This window comes from Vibrio cyclitrophicus (genome assembly GCA_023206055.1).
Lineage (GTDB): Bacteria > Pseudomonadota > Gammaproteobacteria > Enterobacterales > Vibrionaceae > Vibrio > Vibrio cyclitrophicus_A.
Map to the genome: position 1 here is coordinate 3,547,319 of CP065366.1, position 24,555 is coordinate 3,571,873.

The 24,555-nt window shown below is 47.1% G+C and carries 9 protein-coding genes, 3 tRNA genes, 6 rRNA genes, 2 pseudogenes and 1 other annotated feature; of the genes and pseudogenes, 7 read left to right on the forward strand and 13 right to left on the reverse strand.

The window, feature by feature from the left end:
* Nucleotides 1–28: 28 nt before the first annotated feature.
* The 3 genes from dapF to ITG09_15840 are packed head-to-tail and all read right to left on the reverse strand — an operon-like array spanning nt 29 to nt 2,378.
* Nucleotides 29–859, reverse strand: a complete 831-nt coding sequence (dapF, locus tag ITG09_15830) for a diaminopimelate epimerase (GenBank protein UPR52100.1) — start codon at nt 857–859, stop codon at nt 29–31.
* Between the two features lie 11 nt (nt 860–870).
* Nucleotides 871–2,124, reverse strand: coding sequence for a diaminopimelate decarboxylase (gene lysA, locus ITG09_15835; protein UPR52101.1), 1,254 nt, complete (start codon nt 2,122–2,124; stop codon nt 871–873).
* A 41-nt stretch (nt 2,125–2,165) separates the two neighbouring features.
* Nucleotides 2,166–2,378, reverse strand: a complete 213-nt coding sequence (locus ITG09_15840) for a lipoprotein (protein UPR52102.1) — start codon at nt 2,376–2,378, stop codon at nt 2,166–2,168.
* On the opposite strand from ITG09_15840, the gene cyaY reads away from it, so the two are divergent.
* Nucleotides 2,358–2,672, forward strand: coding sequence for an iron donor protein CyaY (gene cyaY, locus ITG09_15845; GenBank protein UPR52103.1), 315 nt, complete (start codon nt 2,358–2,360; stop codon nt 2,670–2,672). The two genes, ITG09_15840 and cyaY, sit on opposite strands and share 21 nt — an antisense overlap.
* 71 nt (nt 2,673–2,743) lie before the next feature.
* Here cyaY and ITG09_15850 read toward each other — a convergent pair whose 3' ends face one another.
* Complete coding sequence (locus ITG09_15850; protein ID UPR52104.1) at nt 2,744–5,272, reverse strand: class I adenylate cyclase; 2,529 nt, start codon at nt 5,270–5,272, stop codon at nt 2,744–2,746.
* Between the two features lie 344 nt (nt 5,273–5,616).
* Here ITG09_15850 and hemC point away from each other — a divergent pair, with 344 nt between their 5' ends.
* Genes hemC through ITG09_15870 form a run of 4 tightly spaced genes read left to right on the forward strand, consistent with a single transcriptional unit; the run spans nt 5,617 to nt 9,713 of the window.
* Complete coding sequence (gene hemC / locus ITG09_15855; protein UPR52105.1) at nt 5,617–6,555, forward strand: hydroxymethylbilane synthase; 939 nt, start codon at nt 5,617–5,619, stop codon at nt 6,553–6,555.
* A 2-nt stretch (nt 6,556–6,557) separates the two neighbouring features.
* Complete coding sequence (locus ITG09_15860) at nt 6,558–7,286, forward strand: uroporphyrinogen-III synthase (protein ID UPR52106.1); 729 nt, start codon at nt 6,558–6,560, stop codon at nt 7,284–7,286.
* A gap of 19 nt (nt 7,287–7,305) precedes the next feature.
* Entirely contained in the window at nt 7,306–8,532 is a 1,227-nt protein-coding gene (locus ITG09_15865; protein ID UPR52107.1) for a uroporphyrinogen-III C-methyltransferase, read from the forward strand.
* Nucleotides 8,532–9,713, forward strand: a complete 1,182-nt coding sequence (locus tag ITG09_15870) for a heme biosynthesis protein HemY (protein ID UPR52108.1) — start codon at nt 8,532–8,534, stop codon at nt 9,711–9,713. Before ITG09_15865 ends, ITG09_15870 begins: the two co-directional genes overlap by 1 nt.
* 752 nt (nt 9,714–10,465) lie before the next feature.
* Here ITG09_15870 and ITG09_15875 read toward each other — a convergent pair.
* The 6 genes and pseudogenes from ITG09_15875 to ITG09_15900 all read right to left on the reverse strand — a co-directional run bounded on the left by ITG09_15875 (nt 10,466) and on the right by ITG09_15900 (nt 18,362).
* Nucleotides 10,466–11,221, reverse strand: a pseudogene (locus tag ITG09_15875) (IS4 family transposase).
* 26 nt (nt 11,222–11,247) lie between these two features.
* Nucleotides 11,248–11,821 (reverse strand): annotated as a pseudogene (locus ITG09_15880) (transposase).
* Between the two features lie 144 nt (nt 11,822–11,965).
* Nucleotides 11,966–12,042, reverse strand: a tRNA-Asp gene (locus ITG09_15885).
* A gap of 43 nt (nt 12,043–12,085) precedes the next feature.
* Nucleotides 12,086–12,201, reverse strand: a 5S ribosomal RNA gene (gene rrf / locus ITG09_15890).
* A 184-nt stretch (nt 12,202–12,385) separates the two neighbouring features.
* Nucleotides 12,386–15,278: ribosomal RNA gene (locus ITG09_15895) — 23S ribosomal RNA — on the reverse strand.
* A 191-nt stretch (nt 15,279–15,469) separates the two neighbouring features.
* Nucleotides 15,470–18,362 (reverse strand): 23S ribosomal RNA (locus tag ITG09_15900).
* Between the two features lie 348 nt (nt 18,363–18,710).
* On the opposite strand from ITG09_15900, the gene ITG09_15905 reads away from it, so the two are divergent.
* Nucleotides 18,711–18,787, forward strand: a tRNA-Ile gene (locus ITG09_15905).
* Between the two features lie 21 nt (nt 18,788–18,808).
* Nucleotides 18,809–18,884, forward strand: a tRNA-Ala gene (locus ITG09_15910).
* Nucleotides 18,885–18,980: 96 nt separating this feature from the next.
* Here the strand turns inward: ITG09_15910 and ITG09_15915 are convergent.
* The 3 genes from ITG09_15915 to ITG09_15925 form a co-directional block, all read right to left on the reverse strand.
* Nucleotides 18,981–20,512: ribosomal RNA gene (locus ITG09_15915) — 16S ribosomal RNA — on the reverse strand.
* 288 nt (nt 20,513–20,800) lie between these two features.
* A 16S ribosomal RNA gene (locus ITG09_15920) occupies nt 20,801–22,310 on the reverse strand.
* Between the two features lie 573 nt (nt 22,311–22,883).
* Nucleotides 22,884–24,415 (reverse strand): 16S ribosomal RNA (locus tag ITG09_15925).
* The 16S, 23S and 5S rRNA genes sit together here with 3 tRNA genes alongside, the layout of an rRNA operon.
* 55 nt (nt 24,416–24,470) lie before the next feature.
* Nucleotides 24,471–24,555, forward strand: a sequence feature (16S ribosomal RNA rRNA prediction is too short).

The window sequence follows — 24,555 nt, forward strand, 5'->3', positions numbered from 1 at the left end:
TTATGAATCTATTTGTTTTGGGTCGTTATTAGCAAGAAAGTTGCCCATCAAACACATGCGTTGCAGGGCCTGTCATAAACAGAGGTTTACCCGGGCCTTGCCAGCTAATGTGTAAGTCACCGCCAGGTAGACGAACCTTCACATTCTCAGCCAGTAAGCCTTGAGTGATACCAACGGCAACTGCGCCACACGCTCCGCTGCCACATGCCTGAGTTTCACCCGCACCGCGCTCGTAAACACGCAAGCGAACTTCTTCACGGTTAACGACCTGCATAAAGCCAGCATTAACACGCTCAGGGAAACGTTCGTGTGATTCAAGTAGCGGGCCTAAGGTGTCCACATCAGCCGTGTCGACATCATCAACCACGGTAACCACATGTGGGTTACCCATGCTTACCGCACCACAGAATAAGGTGTGTACATCCGTTCTTAGGATATACGTCTTCTCTGGCTGCTTGGCCTTAAATGGAATCTTACCGGGTTCGAACTCAGGAATGCCCATGTTCACCGTGATCAGGTCATTCTCTTCAATCTTGAGAACCATTTTACCTTTCTTGGTGCTGACGTTGATGCTGTACTTATTCGTTAAGCCTTTCATGCGAACGAATCGTGCAAAACAACGTGCACCATTACCACACTGCTCCACTTCACTGCCATCCGCATTGAATATGCGGTAATGGAAATCAGTTTCTGGATCATAGGGAGCCTCAACCACAAGTAGCTGATCAAAGCCCACGCCAGTGTGACGATCCGCCAAACGACGGATCAGATCTGGAGAAAAGAAAATATTTTGAGTAATGCAGTCCACGACCATGAAATCATTGCCCAAACCATGCATTTTAGAAAAGTGGAAGTGCATAACGCTTAAAATTACTCCGGAAGAATGTTTTCAAGTTCCCACAGACTCGTAAGCTCTTCACGCTGACGAACCAAGTGAGTTTTATCGCCATCCACCATCACTTCAGCCGCACGCGAACGAGTGTTGTAGTTAGATGACATCGCGAAGCCATAAGCACCCGCTGAACGAACTGCTAGCAGATCACCTTCTTCGAGAACAAGGTCACGATCTTTACCTAGGAAATCGCCTGTCTCACAGATTGGGCCAACCAAATCGTAAGTCACGGCTTCACCCTGACGAGGGCTCACAGGAACAATATCTTGCCACGCTTGGTAAAGCGCTGGACGCATTAGGTCATTCATCGCGGCATCGATGATGGCAAAGTTCTTATGCTCAGTTGGCTTCAGGAACTCGACTTTCGTTAATAATACACCAGCGTTAGCAGCAATCGCTCTTCCAGGCTCGAAAATCAGCTCTAGATCAGAATGATTGTCTAGGCGAGCCAATAAGGCTTTGGCGTAGTCAGAAGGCTGTGGAGGTAATTCATCACGATAAACCACACCTAAGCCACCACCGACATCAAGGTGTTTGATGTTGATACCGTTAGCACGCAGTTGGTCGATTAGTGCAAGCAGACGATCAGTTGCGTCGATGAAAGGTTCGATATCTGTTAACTGAGAACCGATGTGGCAATCAATACCATGGATAGACAAGTTATCGAGTGTTTGTGCAAACGCATAAACAGCTGGAGCACGGTCGAAAGCAATACCAAACTTGTTATCACGCAGACCTGTAGAAATGTAAGGGTGAGTGTTTGCATCAACATCTGGGTTGATACGCAGTGAAATCGGCGCTTTAACACCAAGCTCACCAGCCACTTTATTCAGTCGCTCTAGTTCTGGTTCAGACTCTACGTTGAAACACTTAATGTTCAACTCAAGCGCACGCTTCATTTCAGCGGCTGTTTTGCCGACACCAGAGAACACAACTTTCGCCGGATCGCCACCTGCAGCAACCACACGCTCTAGCTCACCGCCAGAAACGATGTCAAAGCCTGAGCCCAAACGAGCCAAAGTGTTCAATACGCCAAGGTTCGAGTTAGCTTTAACGGCATAACACACCAAGTGTGGATGCTCACCAACCGATGAATCAAACGCATTCCAGTGGCGTTCTAATGTTGCACGAGAATATACATACAGCGGTGTACCATATTGCTCTGCTAGTTGTGAAAGTGCGACGTCCTCAGCCCAAAGCTGGCCATCTTCCTGATAGTTGAAGTAATCCAAAGTTCTTATCCCTTATAAATAACGATTTCTGCGTGTTTCACTTATTGTGATTGTTCAGTCTGCTGAACTTCATCAGGATCGTATAACGGACCCGTTTGACCACAACCAGAAAGTCCAATAACGGACACCATAAACAGAGCGGTAATTAATTTTTTCATTTTGCATATCGTGATTATTAACTCAATGCCCCCTATAATCGCACCACACTCAGGAAAAGCAATAGGATAGAAAGGATGAACGAGACTGAATTTCATCAGCTGGTCGATATACAGATGCAAAACATCGAAGAAGCTATCGATGGATCAGAGGCAGATATTGATTACGAAGTGACTGGTAACGTGATGACGCTGGAGTTTGAGAACCGCAGCCAAATCATCATTAACCGCCAAGAACCAATGAAAGAAATCTGGTTGGCGTCTAAATCTGGTGGCTTCCACTTTAAATTAATCGACGACAAGTGGACATGTTCTAAGACGGGCATGGAGCTGTTCGAGATGGTGAAAGAAGAATGCGTCAAGCACGCAGGTGAAGAGATCGATTGGGTCTAATCATTTGTAAGCAAAACTAAAAAGGAGTGAATCAATCACTCCTTTTTTAATATCAATCAGTCTTAATAAGCCTAGATGTTAACTATCTTTGAACTCCGAGAAGCTAACGTCGCATCGTTACGATAAGGCACAACGTAAGAGTTACCCTCTTCAGGATGAACGATTTGGTAGTACTGAGGTAAGTTAAAGTTAATCAACTTAGACGACATCTTCGATTCATCTTTTACCGACGTGTAGAAAGAATTCACACTCGCGATCATCTCATCTTTTTCGCCGCTGTATTGATGATACACCTCAACCTGATTCGACTCGTCCAATACATAAATATTGAAACCTTTGTCGGTATCTTCGAAGAAGAACTGAATTAAGCCCTCACTCGCAAAACCATCAACCACTTCTGGCAATTGATACTCTTGCTCTTTGTCGAGCATCAGTAAAGGCGAACCCTTCAGCTTGTTAGTTGAGATACTACGATAGAAATCGACCGAGTTTTCCAACATCTGTACCGACACACCACGGCGCTCGAAGAACAGACCAAACATCTTGTTAGCTAGGCGGATAGCCTTAAAGCGACGGCGTTTCTCTGGTTCGATTGGTTTTAAGCGTAAGTCGATACACTCAGCAAGCAGCTGATACACCATGTTACGCATCACACCGCGCAGGTTTTTGCTGTAACAGAACACATCGACCGACTCTGGCGGTAACGCATCTTGGTGCATTTTGCCAAGAACCGTTTTAAGTGCGTCCAGCATTGCGGTATCACCTTGGAAATGAAGCGTACGTACTTCATGCCAAGAGTTACGGTAAACCAAATCGACACTGCCGACTAAGCTCTTACCTTCTTCACCAAAACTGAAGATATCTGCATTCTTCAGATCAACCTTCAAGGCACGGCCGCTTAATTCAGAAGTCGGGTCGTTTTCAAAGTTAATGAACATCGCCAGCTGGCTGATCTCACACGGACTCGCCAGTGCCTGCATACTTGGGCGGCGCTTACGTAAAGAGAAGGTATTACGCAGATCGCTCACCATTTGATAGAACTTATCGATATCAATGTGGGCGTCACGAACCACAGAATGCAAACGTGTCGACTCAGTAATCAAGCCATTAAAGAATGACCAAGCAACCAACTTACTCAAGTACTCATGGTGTTCCAGAGAAGGCTGACCAAGAATACGATGCGCTACCAGTGGCTGCTTATACAAGTACCAACCGGCTTTATTTGACTGACCCTGACGAACTTCGATGAAGCTCAAGTCTGGTTCATGCAGATCCGGGGATATTTGCGGGTTCAGTAGCGTCACTTTACCAGGCAAGACCTCAAACGCAGCGTAAAGTTTACGTGCCAAGATACTGATATCTTGTGGGCTGATGGCTGAAGTGATGTCATTGCGACGCGCAAATTGAATCAGGTTACGGTAGCTCAGCATCAAGGCATCAAGTAGTGCATGATGCACTACTTTAACCTGCTCAACCTTCCAGTTACGGCGGTTATCAAGCTCAGCAATGGTTTCCTGTCCCCAATTCCAAGACTTAGTCATCTCAGTCAAGGCTTCACGACGCCATGCAACAGAACCAATGCCCGCATCTCGTGACAATTTCTCGTGGGTCTTAAGATAAAAACAGCGTCTTACCAAGTCCAATCGAGTGTGGTCGTTGATGCGTTCTAGATAACGCGTTACCTTCTCAAGCATCAGATAGTAGCTATCCATGCCATACAGATCAGGTTCATCCGCAAAGAAGCGACGCTTGGTATCAATACTCAGCAGTTGGGTGTTTGGGTATTCCCATGAATAGGCTTCTAACAGGATCGCCTTCAAAACCGATTTATACGGTGAGTCGATACTCTTATAGAGCTGCCACAAGTTTGAACCAAAGTATTCTTCCGCGGGAATACGATTCAGTTTGCCGAAATCGATCCACTGCGAGCAATCAAGATAACCATCCTGACACAAGCCATGAACATACTCGTCGTAACACTCTTCCATTTCTGGCGGAATAATTTGCCACAACAAACGTTGACCAGCCAAACGAACCGCAGAGCGATAGAATTCATCAAGCAGTAATAAATGCTGTGAAGAACCACAGTTATCGCCTGTCATCTCTTCAGAATGGTTCGAGCGGAAACGCTCTTCATCCATCAAGAAGAAGTTAGCTTCTACTCCTAAGGTTTCAGCCCAATCGGTAATCAGCAAACACTTGTTGGTTAGGCTATCACGAGATGCGCCATCCATATCCGGGGACACACACACCCAGATATCAAGATCACTTGAAGTACTTTGACCAATAGAGGAAGTGCTACCCATGGTGTACAAACCAAGGATTGCAGGTTCAGCAGCCTCAGTAAGTTTTCCACCAAGCGTTAATTCGGTATCAGAAACAAATTGCTTTTGGAATTCATTAAGCGTGAAGCTACGAATTCCAAAAGGAACTTGTTGGTCATAATAACCAGGCATCATCGGGTTGTTGAAGTGAAGCAGTGCGGGGATAAGGTTGAATACTCGCTGGCCTTGCACATTCATCAACGCCAACGCACGATCTATGCGCTGCTGATTTAGATTGTCTAATCGTTGAATCAAAGTTTGAGTGTAAGCCTGCAAGGTAAGTCCTTGGTTTGAGGTTAAGTGCAGTTCTGTTTAGTTACTGAACGAAAGGAGCAACAAAACGTGATCAATTTAACACTTTTACCCTTAATGGTAAAGCAAAGGAACCCGTCATACTGGTCAATTCCTTGATGACAGAAAGTTAAACTCACGGCGCCGTAGTGTCCTCTTTATTGACTATTTCTAATAATAGCCCATGTTTCAAATGAGATACCAATCACACTATTTTGGTGAACTCATGAAAATTTCTCAGCTATCAAAGTATGGAATGATCAAACAGTAAGAATTCTCGCCTCATAATGGTAGGATTAGGCTATTACAGAACCTATATCGGAAACACCATGACAAATTCAGCACCAATCCGTATCGCGACCAGAAAAAGCCCTCTTGCCCTTTGGCAGGCATACTTTGTAAGGGATGCTCTGCAAGCTGCTCACCCTGGTTTAGAGGTAGAGTTGGTAACTATGGTGACCAAAGGTGACATCATCCTCGACACGCCGCTTGCTAAAGTGGGTGGTAAAGGGTTGTTCGTTAAAGAACTTGAAGTAGCAATGCTAGAAGGTCGTGCTGACCTAGCAGTCCACTCTATGAAAGATGTACCTGTCGACTTTCCTGAAGGTTTAGGTCTGGTAACGATTTGTGAGCGTGAAGATCCGCGTGACGCATTCGTATCAAACACTTACAACAACATTGATGAACTCCCACAAGGTGCTGTCGTAGGTACATGCAGCCTGCGTCGCCAATGCCAGCTATTAGAATACCGCCCTGATCTAATAATAAAAGAACTGCGCGGCAACGTTGGTACTCGTCTAGGTAAACTCGATGATGGTCAATATGATGCGATAGTACTCGCTGCTGCTGGCCTTAAGCGCTTAGAGCTAGAAGAGCGTATTCGCAGTTTCATCGAACCAGAACAGTCTCTACCTGCTGTCGGCCAAGGCGCTGTTGGTATTGAATGTCGTCTAGATGATGAACGTCTAATCAAGCTTCTTGAGCCGCTGAATCACAAAGACACAGCTGATCGCGTACTTTGCGAGCGTGCTATGAACCTTACTCTGGAAGGTGGTTGCCAGGTGCCTATCGGTAGCTATTCACTATTAGATGGCGACAACATCTGGCTACGTGCATTAGTTGGTGAACCGGACGGCTCTAAGATGGTTCGTGGTGAGATATCTGGTCCTCGTAAAGACGCAGAAGCGCTTGGCGTGACTCTGGCAAATCAATTGCTGGACGATGGTGCTAGAGAAATCTTAACTAAGCTTTACGCTGACCAAGAATAATCATGACAGTGTTGGTGACTCGTCCCGGTTCAGAGGGACAATCGCTTTGCCAACAACTAGCGGATGAAGGGATTCAAGCAATCCATCATCCGCTGATTCGTATCGTTGATAATCCAAACTCTGCGGATTTAAGCACCAAGCTTAATAACAGCGATATCATTATTGCAGTCAGTCACCACGCCGTGACCGCTGCTCAAAACATCCTTTCAAAAACTTCATCCATTTGGCCAATTTCGCCGCTTTATCTTGGCGTTGGTCAAAAAACTGCGCACGTTTTAAGCAAAGCCTGTAAACAAAAAGTAAACTATCCTCAAGTGAGTGATAGTGAACATCTTCTTAAGCTTACTGAACTTAATGGCGTAGAAAATAAGTCCATTTTGATACTACGTGGTAATGGTGGGCGAGAGCTCATTAGAGATTCTCTACTCAATCGAGGTGCACAAGTCTCTTATTGTGAGACTTACCGTAGAGAATATATTCCTATTAGCGACCACAATACCTATCAAACATGGATAAACAAAAAAACGTCCAAAGTTATCATCACTAGTCAGGAACAATTGGAGTATCTTTGCTCAATTACCCCTGATGAGTATTTGGCTTGGCTTTCAACAAGACATCTATTTGTCCCAAGCCAGCGCATTGTAGAACGAGCACAACAACTCGGTTTCTCAAACGTGACCAATACTCACAGTGCTACGAACCAAATATTACTGGCTGCTCTCCGGCCCTAGCTAGAAACAGGAAATAAGCATGACAAGCAAAAAAAATAATGAGCATATTGAACCTGAAAAGAAACAAGAGACTCAGCCAGTAGTTGTTGAAAACGAAAAAGCTGAATCTGAAGAGACAAAACAGCCAGAAGATAAGCTTGATGGCTCAATGTCAAATACAGCTAAAAATGAGCAGCCTCAAACTGAGCATAAAGAGCAAATAGAAAAAGCAGAAAAGCAAGGTAAGCGCGGTGTCAAACTAGGCGCTATTGCGATCGCTATTTCTATTATCTTCAGTGGCGGTATCGCATTTCAAATGCAGCAAAAGAGTGCTGAGTATTCGGCTCAAATCGCTGCTCTTCAAGCACAGCTTCAAAATACCCAATCTGCAGTAAATAAAGATCTACAAGCCATCAAGCAAGAGACTATACAAGAAGCTTCACACGCGGTGGAGAAAACTCAGGTCGTACAGTCTCAACAGCAGAAGAGCATTCAAAGCCTGCAGTTAGCAGTGGCTGATGTTAAAGGTCGCCGCCCGAATGACTGGTTACTTGCCGAAGCCGATTACCTTGTGAAACTAGCAGGACGTAAACTGTTCCTAGAGCATGATGCCGTTAGCGCAACCAAGTTAATGGAAAGTGCCGATCAACGTATCGCAGCACTGAATGACCCTAGCTTAGTGTCACTGCGTCAATCAATGACCAATGACATTACTAAGCTTCGCACTATTCCTCTGATCGACCGTGACGGCTTAGTTCTACGCATCACAAGTCTGCAACAGCAAGTCGATACACTACCACTTGCCAATGCGATTCTTCCAGAAACTGCGGTTGTTGAGAAGAAAGCGGTATCGCAAGATATTAATGATTGGCAGAACAACCTGATGGCGTCGATGAAAGACTTCTCAGAAAACTTCATTACCTTCCGCAGTCGTGATGGCGAAGTTATCCCGCTACTGTCACCAGAACAGCACTTCTACCTGCGTGAAAACATCAAAGGTAAATTAGAAACCGCGATTCGCGCCGTCTACAAAGAACAAGGTGAACTGTATAGCGCAGCTCTTAATACCGCGAGTGAATGGTCGAAAGCGTACCTAAACCAAGATAACAACTCAGTGATTGAGTTTGAGAAGGCAATTAAGCAGCTGAGCGAGCAGAATATTTCTGTGAAATACCCTGTGAAACTTGAGTCTCAAAATGACTTGTCAGATGTAATACGTGAGCGCCTACGTCGTGAAGTCACTGTTATGACTACGGAGGAAAAATAATGATTCGTTGGATTTTTCTTTTTCTCGTTCTAGGTGCAGGGTTAATTGTTGGGACTCAGTTCTCTGGTCAACAAGGCTACGTTCTGATCTCAATTGCGAATAAGACCATTGAGATGAGCGTGACAACACTGATTATCTTTGTCATTGCTCTTCTAGCGGCTCTATTCGGCTTAGAGTACCTGTTTAAAAAGCTTATGTACGCAAGCTCGACAACTTGGAACTGGTTCAGTGTTCGTAAACTGAAACGCTCTCGTCGTTATACCAATGAAGGCATCATCAAGCTTCTTGAAGGTGACTGGAAAGGCGCTGAGAAGAAAGTAACTCGTTGGGCTAACCATCACGACATGCCTCTACTTTGTTATTTAGTCGCTTCTCAAGCGGCACACGAACAAGGTAATACACGTGAGCGTGATAAGTACATCGAGCTTGCAAGCCAACAGGACGACTCTCTACTGGCGGTTGAGCTAACTAAAGCTAAACAGCAAATCAGTGAGTCAAACTACGAAGCTGCATTCGATACACTTTCTACCTTAAAAGGCACATACCCTAATAACACTGCTGTACTTGGTCTATTAAAAGCCACCTACCTGCAACTGAAGTTATGGCAGCCATTGCTAGAGTTAACGCCTAAATTAGTAAAAAACAAGCTTCTAACAGCTGATGAACAGCGTGAATTAGAGCAGAAAGCACAATGTGGGTTACTTCATGATGTGGCTCAACAACAAGGTAGCGAAGGTTTAATCAGCCATTGGAACAAGCTTTCAAGAAAGCAGAAACAAAATTCCCATCTTGTATCCTGCTTTGTGAAGCAGCTTATCGCTCGTAAAGCTGACTCAGAAGCATTCACAGTGATCAAAGAGAACATTGCGAAGAGTGGTTCAAATGAACTCTACATGTTGCTTCCAGAGTTGAATCTAGCCGATCATCACCCAGTAGTGGTCATGTTAGAACGTGCAATCAGTAAAGACAGTGGTAATGCAGAAGCACACAGCGCGCTGGCTCAATTCTACCTGAGAGAGCAGAAGTGGGCAGAAGCACAAAGCCACTTCGAAAAAGCCCTAGCACTTCGCTCAAACGTATCAGATTACGGATACCTGTCTGATGCACTAGAAAAGCAGAACCTAACGAAAGCAGCTCACGAAGTTTCTCGTAAGGCGCTCGCTCTAGTTCAACCCGCTTAAGCAAATACACTAAACATGAAGCCGATGCCAAGCATCGGCTTTTTTGTATCTGCTATTTACCCCTAGATAACTTCTTCAATACCTATAGACCAAACTCATCGAACCCTACCCGTCCAACACCACCAAACCAACTAACCATGAAATTGTTCAATCGAGCTTCTCAAACACACGGAGAACGACTTTAATTGTGTCTGTACGTAGTTTTACCATTCTTATAAACAAGCCCCTAGAAGAGGTTAGAGATGAGTCATAGAGAAAAGTGACACCTTGAAGCTCAAGAGTAAATGGCGCTAAACTCGAGAGAAGACGTATATAGATATTTACCCACAGACAGACACCCACCTTTACGTAGCTGCTCTCTTGAGTCAATCTTTTGAAATAGAAAGGATAGAGCAAGTGTTTTCAAACCAACAAAACCGAGTCATTAAAAACGAGACTTCTTTATCAACCAGGTCTGCTTACTAGGAACTACAGCTCTCTGAAATACTAAGAAGGTTACTCATTGAGGCGATTACAACATCGACTAGCGTAATAAAGCCCTATTAAAAAGAATAGGGCCTTTACAATAAGTGAAGAAATATCAGGGTTCGTGATCAACGAAAAACATTTGTACAAAACTCGAAGACGAATAATAAAACACATACGCCGGAAATGATGAAAGCCTAGTCGTCAGACTTAATGCCGATCGTTTAAGAAGACTTGAACGATCTTGCAGTTAGCAGATAATCCCCACAATCCCCATCAACGTTGTTGTCGTTCTCAGCATATTTCTCCAACACTTCATAGCGTAGCTTACGTTTTGCAGGCATTAACCAGTGAGCATTTTCCGCACTCTCTTGCCACGACAACAAAAGGTCTGCCGAGAAATAACAACGATCAAATAAGGTCAATGAGTGTGCGGGGATATCATTGAATAGGCGCTTGGCTAGGGTCGTTTCACCGACATGACAACCATCAAAAGCTGCCCCCATAATCATTCGTGTTTCTGTTGACATCAAAGCGACTAAACGAAGTTGAGGGTAAGGTTTCAATTTTTTAGAGATGAACCCAAATTCTTCAGCGTTCTCTGTGGAATCTTGACACCTAAATGTTGTCCCATCGACAGCAAGAACATTAAGCCCTAAGTCTTTGTCTTGTTGAAGGATATCTTCGCGCCAAGCCTTTACCGTTGTGTGAAACAGAGCCGCTAACGGACTCTCATCTAGACGTCGGCGTGAATCAGTTAGGACACTGGGTGCAACACGAGACCAACTATCTTCAGGTTTAGGCTGAAGTGCGATGTCTAATGAACTGCATACCTCTTTGATAGACATGTTGCGTTGCAGTCCCATCCAAATAACTAACCAGACAGCTTGCTGAGCGGGAAGTCGGCGTCGTCTTATGCTCGCTTTATTGGTTTCAAGAAGAGCTTGTTCTATCCACTCAATCTGAATGGCGTCGACGACAGATTCATAATTGTCGGCATCTTCAATGGTCTCGTGTGCCATTGCTAATTCTTGTTCAAGCATAAAAAATAATGCCGTTCGGATAAGCATTACTGCTTGAACCTAAACGGATATTTGGCTGGAACAAAGAGGACTGAACGTGGAAACGTTCGGTCCTTTCTTTTATCCGGAAGAATGAAGTGACTCAGACTTTCTCTCATCCTTTTAAGTTTGACTGGTAGGGTTCCGTCTGGGCTTAAAGCTAGCCAACGTAATTGCGCATCAATAAGGTTAATTGCGGCGGTAAAACTTACCCTAGTTGCTCGAACCCCGGCTTCTGAAGCTATCTTAACCATCTCTAATCGCACTAAGTTATAGGCAAGTAATACGCCCCAAAGCTCTTGCTTCACTCCGGCAGAAAAACGACTTCGTAAAGTGACGTGACTTTGCAGTTGAGTCTGTTTAATTTCACCATAACCTTCTTCTATCTCCCAGCGTTGCCAATAAATACGCAGCAGGCTTTCTAGCGAGTATCTACTAGGGTCTGTAAGTGAAGTAATAAAACCTTTTATCTCACCTTTTGGCTCTTGATATAGGACTAATCTGGCTTCCCAACGTGCGGGTAAATTCGGATTCTGCCGTTGAGCTTGAGGAGAGATAGGCATTGAGATGAGCATGATTTGAAGAAAAGTGCTTTATTGCTAGGTTGTATGGGTGCAGCAAAGACACCGTGCCCCTATACTTCACATTATTCCAGCACATATTAGAAAGCCTAGTCTGACGACTAGAAAAGCCCTGCTAGAAATAGCAGGGCTTTTTTACAATAAGTGGCGGAGTGGACGGGACTCGAACCCGCGACCCCCGGCGTGACAGGCCGGTATTCTAACCAACTGAACTACCACTCCGCAGTGGAATACTTGTCGTCGCTGACAAGTGTTCAAATTTAAAGCCTGGCGATGTCCTACTCTCACATGGGGAAGCCCCACACTACCATCGGCGCTATTGTGTTTCACTTCTGAGTTCGGCATGGAATCAGGTGGGTCCACAATGCTATGGTCGCCAAGCAAATTTTGCTTTTACTTTCAGTTTTTTAAAAACTGAAGGCAAAATAATCTGGAAAGCTGCTTCTCTATTTAATAGAGCTATAAAAGTTTCTCACAAACTCATTCAAGCGTTTGTAGTTTTGCTTCTGCTTTTTTAAAAGCGGAAACAAACAGTTTTGAGTCCACAAAACCCCTTGGGTGTTGTATGGTTAAGCCTCACGGGCAATTAGTACAGGTTAGCTCAATGCCTCGCAGCACTTACACACCCTGCCTATCAACGTCGTAGTCTACGACAACCCTTTAGGACACTTATAGTGCCAGGGAAAACTCATCTCAAGGCTCGCTTCCCGCTTAGATGCTTTCAGCGGTTATCGATTCCGAACTTAGCTACCGGGCAATGCCATTGGCATGACAACCCGAACACCAGAGGTTCGTCCACTCCGGTCCTCTCGTACTAGGAGCAGCCCCTTTCAATTTTCCAACGCCCACGGCAGATAGGGACCGAACTGTCTCACGACGTTCTAAACCCAGCTCGCGTACCACTTTAAATGGCGAACAGCCATACCCTTGGGACCGACTTCAGCCCCAGGATGTGATGAGCCGACATCGAGGTGCCAAACACCGCCGTCGATATGAACTCTTGGGCGGTATCAGCCTGTTATCCCCGGAGTACCTTTTATCCGTTGAGCGATGGCCCTTCCATTCAGAACCACCGGATCACTATGACCTGCTTTCGCACCTGCTCGAATTGTCATTCTCGCAGTCAAGCGGGCTTATGCCATTGCACTAACCACACGATGTCCAACCGTGTTTAGCCCACCTTCGTGCTCCTCCGTTACTCTTTGGGAGGAGACCGCCCCAGTCAAACTACCCACCAGGCACTGTCCGTAATCCCGATTCAGGGACCAACGTTAGAACATCAAAACTACAAGGGTGGTATTTCAAGGACGACTCCACCACATCTAGCGACGCGGTTTCATAGTCTCCCACCTATCCTACACATGTAGGTTCAATGTTCAGTGCCAAGCTGTAGTAAAGGTTCACGGGGTCTTTCCGTCTAGCCGCGGGTACACTGCATCTTCACAGCGATTTCAATTTCACTGAGTCTCGGGTGGAGACAGCGTGGCCATCATTACGCCATTCGTGCAGGTCGGAACTTACCCGACAAGGAATTTCGCTACCTTAGGACCGTTATAGTTACGGCCGCCGTTTACCGGGGCTTCGATCAAGAGCTTCGACCGAAGTCTAACCCCATCAATTAACCTTCCGGCACCGGGCAGGCGTCACACCGTATACGTCATCTTACGATTTTGCACAGTGCTGTGTTTTTAATAAACAGTTGCAGCCACCTGGTATCTGCGACTCTCGTCTGCTCCATCCGCAAGGGACTTCACTGATAAGAGCGTACCTTCTCCCGAAGTTACGGTACCATTTTGCCTAGTTCCTTCACCCGAGTTCTCTCAAGCGCCTTGGTATTCTCTACCCGACCACCTGTGTCGGTTTGGGGTACGATTCCTTACAATCTGAAGCTTAGAGGCTTTTCCTGGAAGCATGGCATCAATGACTTCACTACCGTAGTAGCTCGACATCGTATCTCAGCGTTAAGAAAGTCCGGATTTACCTAAACTTTCCGCCTACATACTTGAACCTGGACAACCGTCGCCAGGCCCACCTAGCCTTCTCCGTCCCCCCATCGCAATTGTAAGAAGTACGGGAATATTAACCCGTTTCCCATCGACTACGCCTTTCGGCCTCGCCTTAGGAGTCGACTTACCCTGCCCCGATTAACGTTGGACAGGAACCCTTGGTCTTCCGGCGAGGGAGTTTTTCACTCCCTTTATCGTTACTCATGTCAGCATTCGCACTTCTGATACCTCCAGCAGCCCTTACAGACCACCTTCAACGGCTTACAGAACGCTCCCCTACCCCACATACCCTAAGGTACGTAGCCGCAGCTTCGGTGTATAGCTTAGCCCCGTTACATCTTCCGCGCAGGCCGACTCGACCAGTGAGCTATTACGCTTTCTTTAAATGATGGCTGCTTCTAAGCCAACATCCTGGCTGTCTGAGCCTTCCCACATCGTTTCCCACTTAGCTATACTTTGGGACCTTAGCTGGCGGTCTGGGTTGTTTCCCTCTCCACGACGGACGTTAGCACCCGCCGTGTGTCTCCCGGATAGTACTTACTGGTATTCGGAGTTTGCAAAGGGTTGGTAAGTCGGGATGACCCCCTAGCCTTAACAGTGCTCTACCCCCAGTAGTATTCGTCCGAGGCGCTACCTAAATAGCTTTCGGGGAGAACCAGCTATCTCCAGGTTTGATTGGCCTTTCACCCCTAGCCACAAGTCATCCGCTAATTTTTCAACATTAGTCGGTTCGGTCCTCCAGTTGATGTTACTCAACCTTCAACCTGCCCATGGCTAGATCACCTGGTTTCGGGTCTAATCCTAGCAACTGTACGCCCAGTTAAGACTCGGTTTCCCTACGGCTCCCCTAAACGGTTAACCTTGCTACTAAAATTAAGTCGCTGACCCATTATACAAAAGGTACGCAGTCACACCACGAAGGTGCTCCTACTGCTTGTACGTACACGGTTTCAGGTTCTATTTCACTCCCCTCACAGGGGTTCTTTTCGCCTTTCCCTCACGGTACTGGTTCACTATCGGTCAGTCAGTAGTATTTAGCCTTGGAGGATGGTCCCCCCATATTCAGACAGGATATCACGTGTCCCGCCCTACTCGTTTTCACTGATTATGAGATGTCGATTACGGGGCTATCACCCTTTATTGCGGCACTTTCCAGAGCCTTCATCTGTCTCATTAAAAGCTTAAGGGCTAATCCAATTTCGCTCGCCGCTACTTTCGGAATCTCGGTTGATTTCTCTTCCTCGGGGTACTTAGATGTTTCAGTTCCCCCGGTTTGCCTCCTGTTGCTATGTATTCACAACAGGATACTTGCTTATGCAAGTGGGTTTCCCCATTCAGGAATCCCAGACTCAAAAGGTTATTACTACCTAATCTGGGCTTATCGCAAGTTATTACGCCTTTCATCGCCTCTGACTGCCAAGGCATCCACCGTGTACGCTTAGTCACTTAACCATACAACCCGAAAGGGTAAGAAATACCAAACGCTTGAATGAGTTTGAAGAGAAATAATTTAAAAGTGCTTTTACTTTCAGTTTTTTAAAAACTGAAGGCAAAATAATCTGGAAAACTGATTTAAAAGTTATAGAAAGACAGACCTTGAATGAGTTTGAAGAGATGAGTCCACAAAACCCCTTGGGTGTTGTATGGTTAAGCCTCACGGGCAATTAGTACAGGTTAGCTCAATGCCTCGCAGCACTTACACACCCTGCCTATCAACGTCGTAGTCTACGACAACCCTTTAGGACACTTATAGTGCCAGGGAAAACTCATCTCAAGGCTCGCTTCCCGCTTAGATGCTTTCAGCGGTTATCGATTCCGAACTTAGCTACCGGGCAATGCCATTGGCATGACAACCCGAACACCAGAGGTTCGTCCACTCCGGTCCTCTCGTACTAGGAGCAGCCCCTTTCAATTTTCCAACGCCCACGGCAGATAGGGACCGAACTGTCTCACGACGTTCTAAACCCAGCTCGCGTACCACTTTAAATGGCGAACAGCCATACCCTTGGGACCGACTTCAGCCCCAGGATGTGATGAGCCGACATCGAGGTGCCAAACACCGCCGTCGATATGAACTCTTGGGCGGTATCAGCCTGTTATCCCCGGAGTACCTTTTATCCGTTGAGCGATGGCCCTTCCATTCAGAACCACCGGATCACTATGACCTGCTTTCGCACCTGCTCGAATTGTCATTCTCGCAGTCAAGCGGGCTTATGCCATTGCACTAACCACACGATGTCCAACCGTGTTTAGCCCACCTTCGTGCTCCTCCGTTACTCTTTGGGAGGAGACCGCCCCAGTCAAACTACCCACCAGGCACTGTCCGTAATCCCGATTCAGGGACCAACGTTAGAACATCAAAACTACAAGGGTGGTATTTCAAGGACGACTCCACCACATCTAGCGACGCGGTTTCATAGTCTCCCACCTATCCTACACATGTAGGTTCAATGTTCAGTGCCAAGCTGTAGTAAAGGTTCACGGGGTCTTTCCGTCTAGCCGCGGGTACACTGCATCTTCACAGCGATTTCAATTTCACTGAGTCTCGGGTGGAGACAGCGTGGCCATCATTACGCCATTCGTGCAGGTCGGAACTTACCCGACAAGGAATTTCGCTACCTTAGGACCGTTATAGTTACGGCCGCCGTTTACCGGGGCTTCGATCAAGAGCTTCGACCGAAGTCTAACCCCATCAATTAACCTTCCGGCACCGGGCAGGCGTCACACCGTATACGTCATCTTACGATTTTGCACAGTGCTGTGTTTTTAATAAACAGTTGCAGCCACCTGGTATCTGCGACTCTCGTCTGCTCCATCCGCAAGGGACTTCACTGATAAGAGCGTACCTTCTCCCGAAGTTACGGTACCATTTTGCCTAGTTCCTTCACCCGAGTTCTCTCAAGCGCCTTGGTATTCTCTACCCGACCACCTGTGTCGGTTTGGGGTACGATTCCTTACAATCTGAAGCTTAGAGGCTTTTCCTGGAAGCATGGCATCAATGACTTCACTACCGTAGTAGCTCGACATCGTATCTCAGCGTTAAGAAAGTCCGGATTTACCTAAACTTTCCGCCTACATACTTGAACCTGGACAACCGTCGCCAGGCCCACCTAGCCTTCTCCGTCCCCCCATCGCAATTGTAAGAAGTACGGGAATATTAACCCGTTTCCCATCGACTACGCCTTTCGGCCTCGCCTTAGGAGTCGACTTACCCTGCCCCGATTAACGTTGGACAGGAACCCTTGGTCTTCCGGCGAGGGAGTTTTTCACTCCCTTTATCGTTACTCATGTCAGCATTCGCACTTCTGATACCTCCAGCAGCCCTTACAGACCACCTTCAACGGCTTACAGAACGCTCCCCTACCCCACATACCCTAAGGTACGTAGCCGCAGCTTCGGTGTATAGCTTAGCCCCGTTACATCTTCCGCGCAGGCCGACTCGACCAGTGAGCTATTACGCTTTCTTTAAATGATGGCTGCTTCTAAGCCAACATCCTGGCTGTCTGAGCCTTCCCACATCGTTTCCCACTTAGCTATACTTTGGGACCTTAGCTGGCGGTCTGGGTTGTTTCCCTCTCCACGACGGACGTTAGCACCCGCCGTGTGTCTCCCGGATAGTACTTACTGGTATTCGGAGTTTGCAAAGGGTTGGTAAGTCGGGATGACCCCCTAGCCTTAACAGTGCTCTACCCCCAGTAGTATTCGTCCGAGGCGCTACCTAAATAGCTTTCGGGGAGAACCAGCTATCTCCAGGTTTGATTGGCCTTTCACCCCTAGCCACAAGTCATCCGCTAATTTTTCAACATTAGTCGGTTCGGTCCTCCAGTTGATGTTACTCAACCTTCAACCTGCCCATGGCTAGATCACCTGGTTTCGGGTCTAATCCTAGCAACTGTACGCCCAGTTAAGACTCGGTTTCCCTACGGCTCCCCTAAACGGTTAACCTTGCTACTAAAATTAAGTCGCTGACCCATTATACAAAAGGTACGCAGTCACACCACGAAGGTGCTCCTACTGCTTGTACGTACACGGTTTCAGGTTCTATTTCACTCCCCTCACAGGGGTTCTTTTCGCCTTTCCCTCACGGTACTGGTTCACTATCGGTCAGTCAGTAGTATTTAGCCTTGGAGGATGGTCCCCCCATATTCAGACAGGATATCACGTGTCCCGCCCTACTCGTTTTCACTGATTATGAGATGTCGATTACGGGGCTATCACCCTTTATTGCGGCACTTTCCAGAGCCTTCATCTGTCTCATTAAAAGCTTAAGGGCTAATCCAATTTCGCTCGCCGCTACTTTCGGAATCTCGGTTGATTTCTCTTCCTCGGGGTACTTAGATGTTTCAGTTCCCCCGGTTTGCCTCCTGTTGCTATGTATTCACAACAGGATACTTGCTTATGCAAGTGGGTTTCCCCATTCAGGAATCCCAGACTCAAAAGGTTATTACTACCTAATCTGGGCTTATCGCAAGTTATTACGCCTTTCATCGCCTCTGACTGCCAAGGCATCCACCGTGTACGCTTAGTCACTTAACCATACAACCCGAAAGGGTAGTTGCCATACGCTTATTTGTCTTCACTTTTTAAAGTGAAAGCAAATAGAAAACCAAGGTTTTTGGTTGTCATCAAGAAGGGTTAATTCTTGATAACTGTTTGCCGGACTCAATTTACTTTTTGTTTCCACTTTTTAATAAAAAGTAGAATCAAAAAATGAACAATCATTTCTGATCATTCGAATACAAGACACTTGAATGTGTTTGTTGTGTTTATCTAATGAAAGATAAACATTGAGAGATTACTTACGAGTAATTCAATCAAATTTAAAAGTCCACGATGAGTGTCCACACAGATTGATTAGGTTTAGAAAGTAAAAGAGACGATATTGGGTCTGTAGCTCAGCTGGTTAGAGCGCTCGCCTGATAAGCGGGAGGTCGGTGGTTCGAGTCCACTCAGACCCACCAATATCGACTAGATACAAAGATGGGGCTATAGCTCAGCTGGGAGAGCGCCTGCCTTGCACGCAGGAGGTCTGCGGTTCGATCCCGCATAGCTCCACCATCTTTAAGTGTTTTTATCTGAAAATATTTAAAAATGGTTCATTAGTTTGAATCAAGCTCTTTAACAATTTGGAAAGCTGACTGATTTATCTTCGTATAAGGAGGTGATCCAGCCCCAGGTTCCCCTAGGGCTACCTTGTTACGACTTCACCCCAGTCATGAACCACAAAGTGGTGAGCGTCCTCCCCGAAAGGTTAAACTACCCACTTCTTTTGCAGCCCACTCCCATGGTGTGACGGGCGGTGTGTACAAGGCCCGGGAACGTATTCACCGTGACATTCTGATTCACGATTACTAGCGATTCCGACTTCATGGAGTCGAGTTGCAGACTCCAATCCGGACTACGACGCACTTTTTGGGATTCGCTCACTATCGCTAGCTTGCTGCCCTCTGTATGCGCCATTGTAGCACGTGTGTAGCCCTACTCGTAAGGGCCATGATGACTTGACGTCGTCCCCACCTTCCTCCGGTTTATCACCGGCAGTCTCCCTGGAGTTCCCGACATTACTCGCTGGCAAACAAGGATAAGGGTTGCGCTCGTTGCGGGACTTAACCCAACATTTCACAACACGAGCTGACGACAGCCATGCAGCACCTGTCTCAGAGCTCCCGAAGGCACACCTGCGTCTCCGCTGGCTTCTCTGGATGTCAAGAGTAGGTAAGGTTCTTCGCGTTGCATCGAATTAAACCACATGCTCCACCGCTTGTGCGGGCCCCCGTCAATTCATTTGAGTTTTAATCTTGCGACCGTACTCCCCAGGCGGTCTACTTAACGCGTTAGCTCCGAAAGCCACGGCTCAAGGCCACAACCTCCAAGTAGACATCGTTTACGGCGTGGACTACCAGGGTATCTAATCCTGTTTGCTCCCCACGCTTTCGCATCTGAGTGTCAGTGTCTGTCCAGGGGGCCGCCTTCGCCACTGGTATTCCTTCAGATCTCTACGCATTTCACCGCTACACCTGAAATTCTACCCCCCTCTACAGCACTCTAGTTCACCAGTTTCAAATGCAGTTCCGAGGTTGAGCCCCGGGCTTTCACATCTGACTTAATGAACCACCTGCATGCGCTTTACGCCCAGTAATTCCGATTAACGCTCGCACCCTCCGTATTACCGCGGCTGCTGGCACGGAGTTAGCCGGTGCTTCTTCTGTTGCTAACGTCAAGATGCGCAGCTATTAACTACACACCCTTCCTCACAACTGAAAGTACTTTACAACCCGAAGGCCTTCTTCATACACGCGGCATGGCTGCATCAGGCTTTCGCCCATTGTGCAATATTCCCCACTGCTGCCTCCCGTAGGAGTCTGGACCGTGTCTCAGTTCCAGTGTGGCTGATCATCCTCTCAGACCAGCTAGGGATCGTCGCCTTGGTGAGCCATTACCTCACCAACTAGCTAATCCCACCTAGGCATATCTTGACGCGAGAGGTCCGAAGATCCCCCTCTTTGGCCCGTAGGCATTATGCGGTATTAGCCATCGTTTCCAATGGTTATCCCCCACATCAAGGCAATTTCCTAGGCATTACTCACCCGTCCGCCGCTCGACGCCCATTAATCTTCGGAGGATTTGTAGAAAGAAAGTATTTGGCACAGTCAATTCATTATCTTTCTGTTGGAAAGATAATAGCTTTAGAATTACTTTTTGTAGTTTTGAAGTCAGTATTCATTGAGCCGACAAAATCTTAAATTGAAGAGTTTGATCATGGCTCAGATTGAACGCTGGCGGCAGGCCTAACACATGCAAGTCGAGCGGAAACGACATTATTGAATCTTCGGAGGATTCCCCCTCTTTGGCCCGTAGGCATTATGCGGTATTAGCCATCGTTTCCAATGGTTATCCCCCACATCAAGGCAATTTCCTAGGCATTACTCACCCGTCCGCCGCTCGACGCCCATTAATCCGAAGATATCTTCGTATAAGGAGGTGATCCAGCCCCAGGTTCCCCTAGGGCTACCTTGTTACGACTTCACCCCAGTCATGAACCACAAAGTGGTGAGCGTCCTCCCCGAAAGGTTAAACTACCCACTTCTTTTGCAGCCCACTCCCATGGTGTGACGGGCGGTGTGTACAAGGCCCGGGAACGTATTCACCGTGACATTCTGATTCACGATTACTAGCGATTCCGACTTCATGGAGTCGAGTTGCAGACTCCAATCCGGACTACGACGCACTTTTTGGGATTCGCTCACTATCGCTAGCTTGCTGCCCTCTGTATGCGCCATTGTAGCACGTGTGTAGCCCTACTCGTAAGGGCCATGATGACTTGACGTCGTCCCCACCTTCCTCCGGTTTATCACCGGCAGTCTCCCTGGAGTTCCCGACATTACTCGCTGGCAAACAAGGATAAGGGTTGCGCTCGTTGCGGGACTTAACCCAACATTTCACAACACGAGCTGACGACAGCCATGCAGCACCTGTCTCAGAGCTCCCGAAGGCACACCTGCGTCTCCGCTGGCTTCTCTGGATGTCAAGAGTAGGTAAGGTTCTTCGCGTTGCATCGAATTAAACCACATGCTCCACCGCTTGTGCGGGCCCCCGTCAATTCATTTGAGTTTTAATCTTGCGACCGTACTCCCCAGGCGGTCTACTTAACGCGTTAGCTCCGAAAGCCACGGCTCAAGGCCACAACCTCCAAGTAGACATCGTTTACGGCGTGGACTACCAGGGTATCTAATCCTGTTTGCTCCCCACGCTTTCGCATCTGAGTGTCAGTGTCTGTCCAGGGGGCCGCCTTCGCCACTGGTATTCCTTCAGATCTCTACGCATTTCACCGCTACACCTGAAATTCTACCCCCCTCTACAGCACTCTAGTTCACCAGTTTCAAATGCAGTTCCGAGGTTGAGCCCCGGGCTTTCACATCTGACTTAATGAACCACCTGCATGCGCTTTACGCCCAGTAATTCCGATTAACGCTCGCACCCTCCGTATTACCGCGGCTGCTGGCACGGAGTTAGCCGGTGCTTCTTCTGTTGCTAACGTCAAGATGCGCAGCTATTAACTACACACCCTTCCTCACAACTGAAAGTACTTTACAACCCGAAGGCCTTCTTCATACACGCGGCATGGCTGCATCAGGCTTTCGCCCATTGTGCAATATTCCCCACTGCTGCCTCCCGTAGGAGTCTGGACCGTGTCTCAGTTCCAGTGTGGCTGATCATCCTCTCAGACCAGCTAGGGATCGTCGCCTTGGTGAGCCATTACCTCACCAACTAGCTAATCCCACCTAGGCATATCTTGACGCGAGAGGCTTACGATGAGTGTCCACACAGATTGATTAGGTTTAGAAAAGTTAAGAGTAGAAATACTTTTCCAGATGGGGCTATAGCTCAGCTGGGAGAGCGCCTCGCTGGCAGCGAGGAGGTCTGCGGTTCGATCCCGCATAGCTCCACCATCTTTAAGTGTTTTTATCTGAAAATATTTAAAAATGGTTTCGAAAGAAATCTAGCTCTTTAACAATTTGGAAAGCTGACTGATTTGATTACTTACGAGTAATTCAAATCAAATTTAAAAGTTCTCAATGTTTATCTTTCATTAGATAAACACAACAAACACATTCAAGTGTCTTGTATTCGAATCAATGTTTACATTGATTCACAATTGAGTCCGGCAAACAGTTATCAAGAATTAACCCTTCTTGATGACAACCAAAAACCTTGGTTAGTTGCCATACGCTAAGTAAACACAACAAACACATTCAAGTGTCTTGTATTCGAATCAATGTTTACATTGATTCACAATTGAGTCCGGCAAACAGTTATCAAGAATTAACCCTTCTTGATGACAACCAAAAACCTTGGTTTCTCAATGTTTATCTTTCATTAGATCAAATTTAAAAGTTTGAATTACTCGTAAGTAATCAAATCAGTCAGCTTTCCAAATTGTTAAAGAGCATAAAGCAAAAAGCTTTAATCAATAACTTACGTTATTAATTAAAGCTCTGGCTTTAACTAAATCTAAACCATCAATCTGTGTGGACACTCATCGTGACTATCTTCGTATAAGGAGGTGATCCAGCCCCAGGTTCCCCTAGGGCTACCTTGTTACGACTTCACCCCAGTCATGAACCACAAAGTGGTGAGCGTCCTCCCCGAAAGGTTAAACTACCCACTTCTTTTGCAGCCCACTCCCATGGTGTGACGGGCGGTGTGTACAAGGCCCGGGAACGTATTCACCGTGACATTCTGATTCACGATTACTAGCGATTCCGACTTCATGGAGTCGAGTTGCAGACTCCAATCCGGACTACGACGCACTTTTTGGGATTCGCTCACTATCGCTAGCTTGCTGCCCTCTGTATGCGCCATTGTAGCACGTGTGTAGCCCTACTCGTAAGGGCCATGATGACTTGACGTCGTCCCCACCTTCCTCCGGTTTATCACCGGCAGTCTCCCTGGAGTTCCCGACATTACTCGCTGGCAAACAAGGATAAGGGTTGCGCTCGTTGCGGGACTTAACCCAACATTTCACAACACGAGCTGACGACAGCCATGCAGCACCTGTCTCAGAGCTCCCGAAGGCACACCTGCGTCTCCGCTGGCTTCTCTGGATGTCAAGAGTAGGTAAGGTTCTTCGCGTTGCATCGAATTAAACCACATGCTCCACCGCTTGTGCGGGCCCCCGTCAATTCATTTGAGTTTTAATCTTGCGACCGTACTCCCCAGGCGGTCTACTTAACGCGTTAGCTCCGAAAGCCACGGCTCAAGGCCACAACCTCCAAGTAGACATCGTTTACGGCGTGGACTACCAGGGTATCTAATCCTGTTTGCTCCCCACGCTTTCGCATCTGAGTGTCAGTGTCTGTCCAGGGGGCCGCCTTCGCCACTGGTATTCCTTCAGATCTCTACGCATTTCACCGCTACACCTGAAATTCTACCCCCCTCTACAGCACTCTAGTTCACCAGTTTCAAATGCAGTTCCGAGGTTGAGCCCCGGGCTTTCACATCTGACTTAATGAACCACCTGCATGCGCTTTACGCCCAGTAATTCCGATTAACGCTCGCACCCTCCGTATTACCGCGGCTGCTGGCACGGAGTTAGCCGGTGCTTCTTCTGTTGCTAACGTCAAGATGCGCAGCTATTAACTACACACCCTTCCTCACAACTGAAAGTACTTTACAACCCGAAGGCCTTCTTCATACACGCGGCATGGCTGCATCAGGCTTTCGCCCATTGTGCAATATTCCCCACTGCTGCCTCCCGTAGGAGTCTGGACCGTGTCTCAGTTCCAGTGTGGCTGATCATCCTCTCAGACCAGCTAGGGATCGTCGCCTTGGTGAGCCATTACCTCACCAACTAGCTAATCCCACCTAGGCATATCTTGACGCGAGAGGTCCGAAGATCCCCCTCTTTGGCCCGTAGGCATTATGCGGTATTAGCCATCGTTTCCAATGGTTATCCCCCACATCAAGGCAATTTCCTAGGCATTACTCACCCGTCCGCCGCTCGACGCCCATTAATCTTCGGAGGATTTGTAGAAAGAAAGTATTTGGCACAGTCAATTCATTATCTTTCTGTTGGAAAGATAATAGCTTTAGAATTACTTTTTGTAGTTTTGAAGTCAGTATTCATTGAGCCGACAAAATCTTAAATTGAAGAGTTTGATCATGGCTCAGATTGAACGCTGGCGGCAGGCCTAACACATGCAAGTCGAGCGGAAACGACATTATTGAA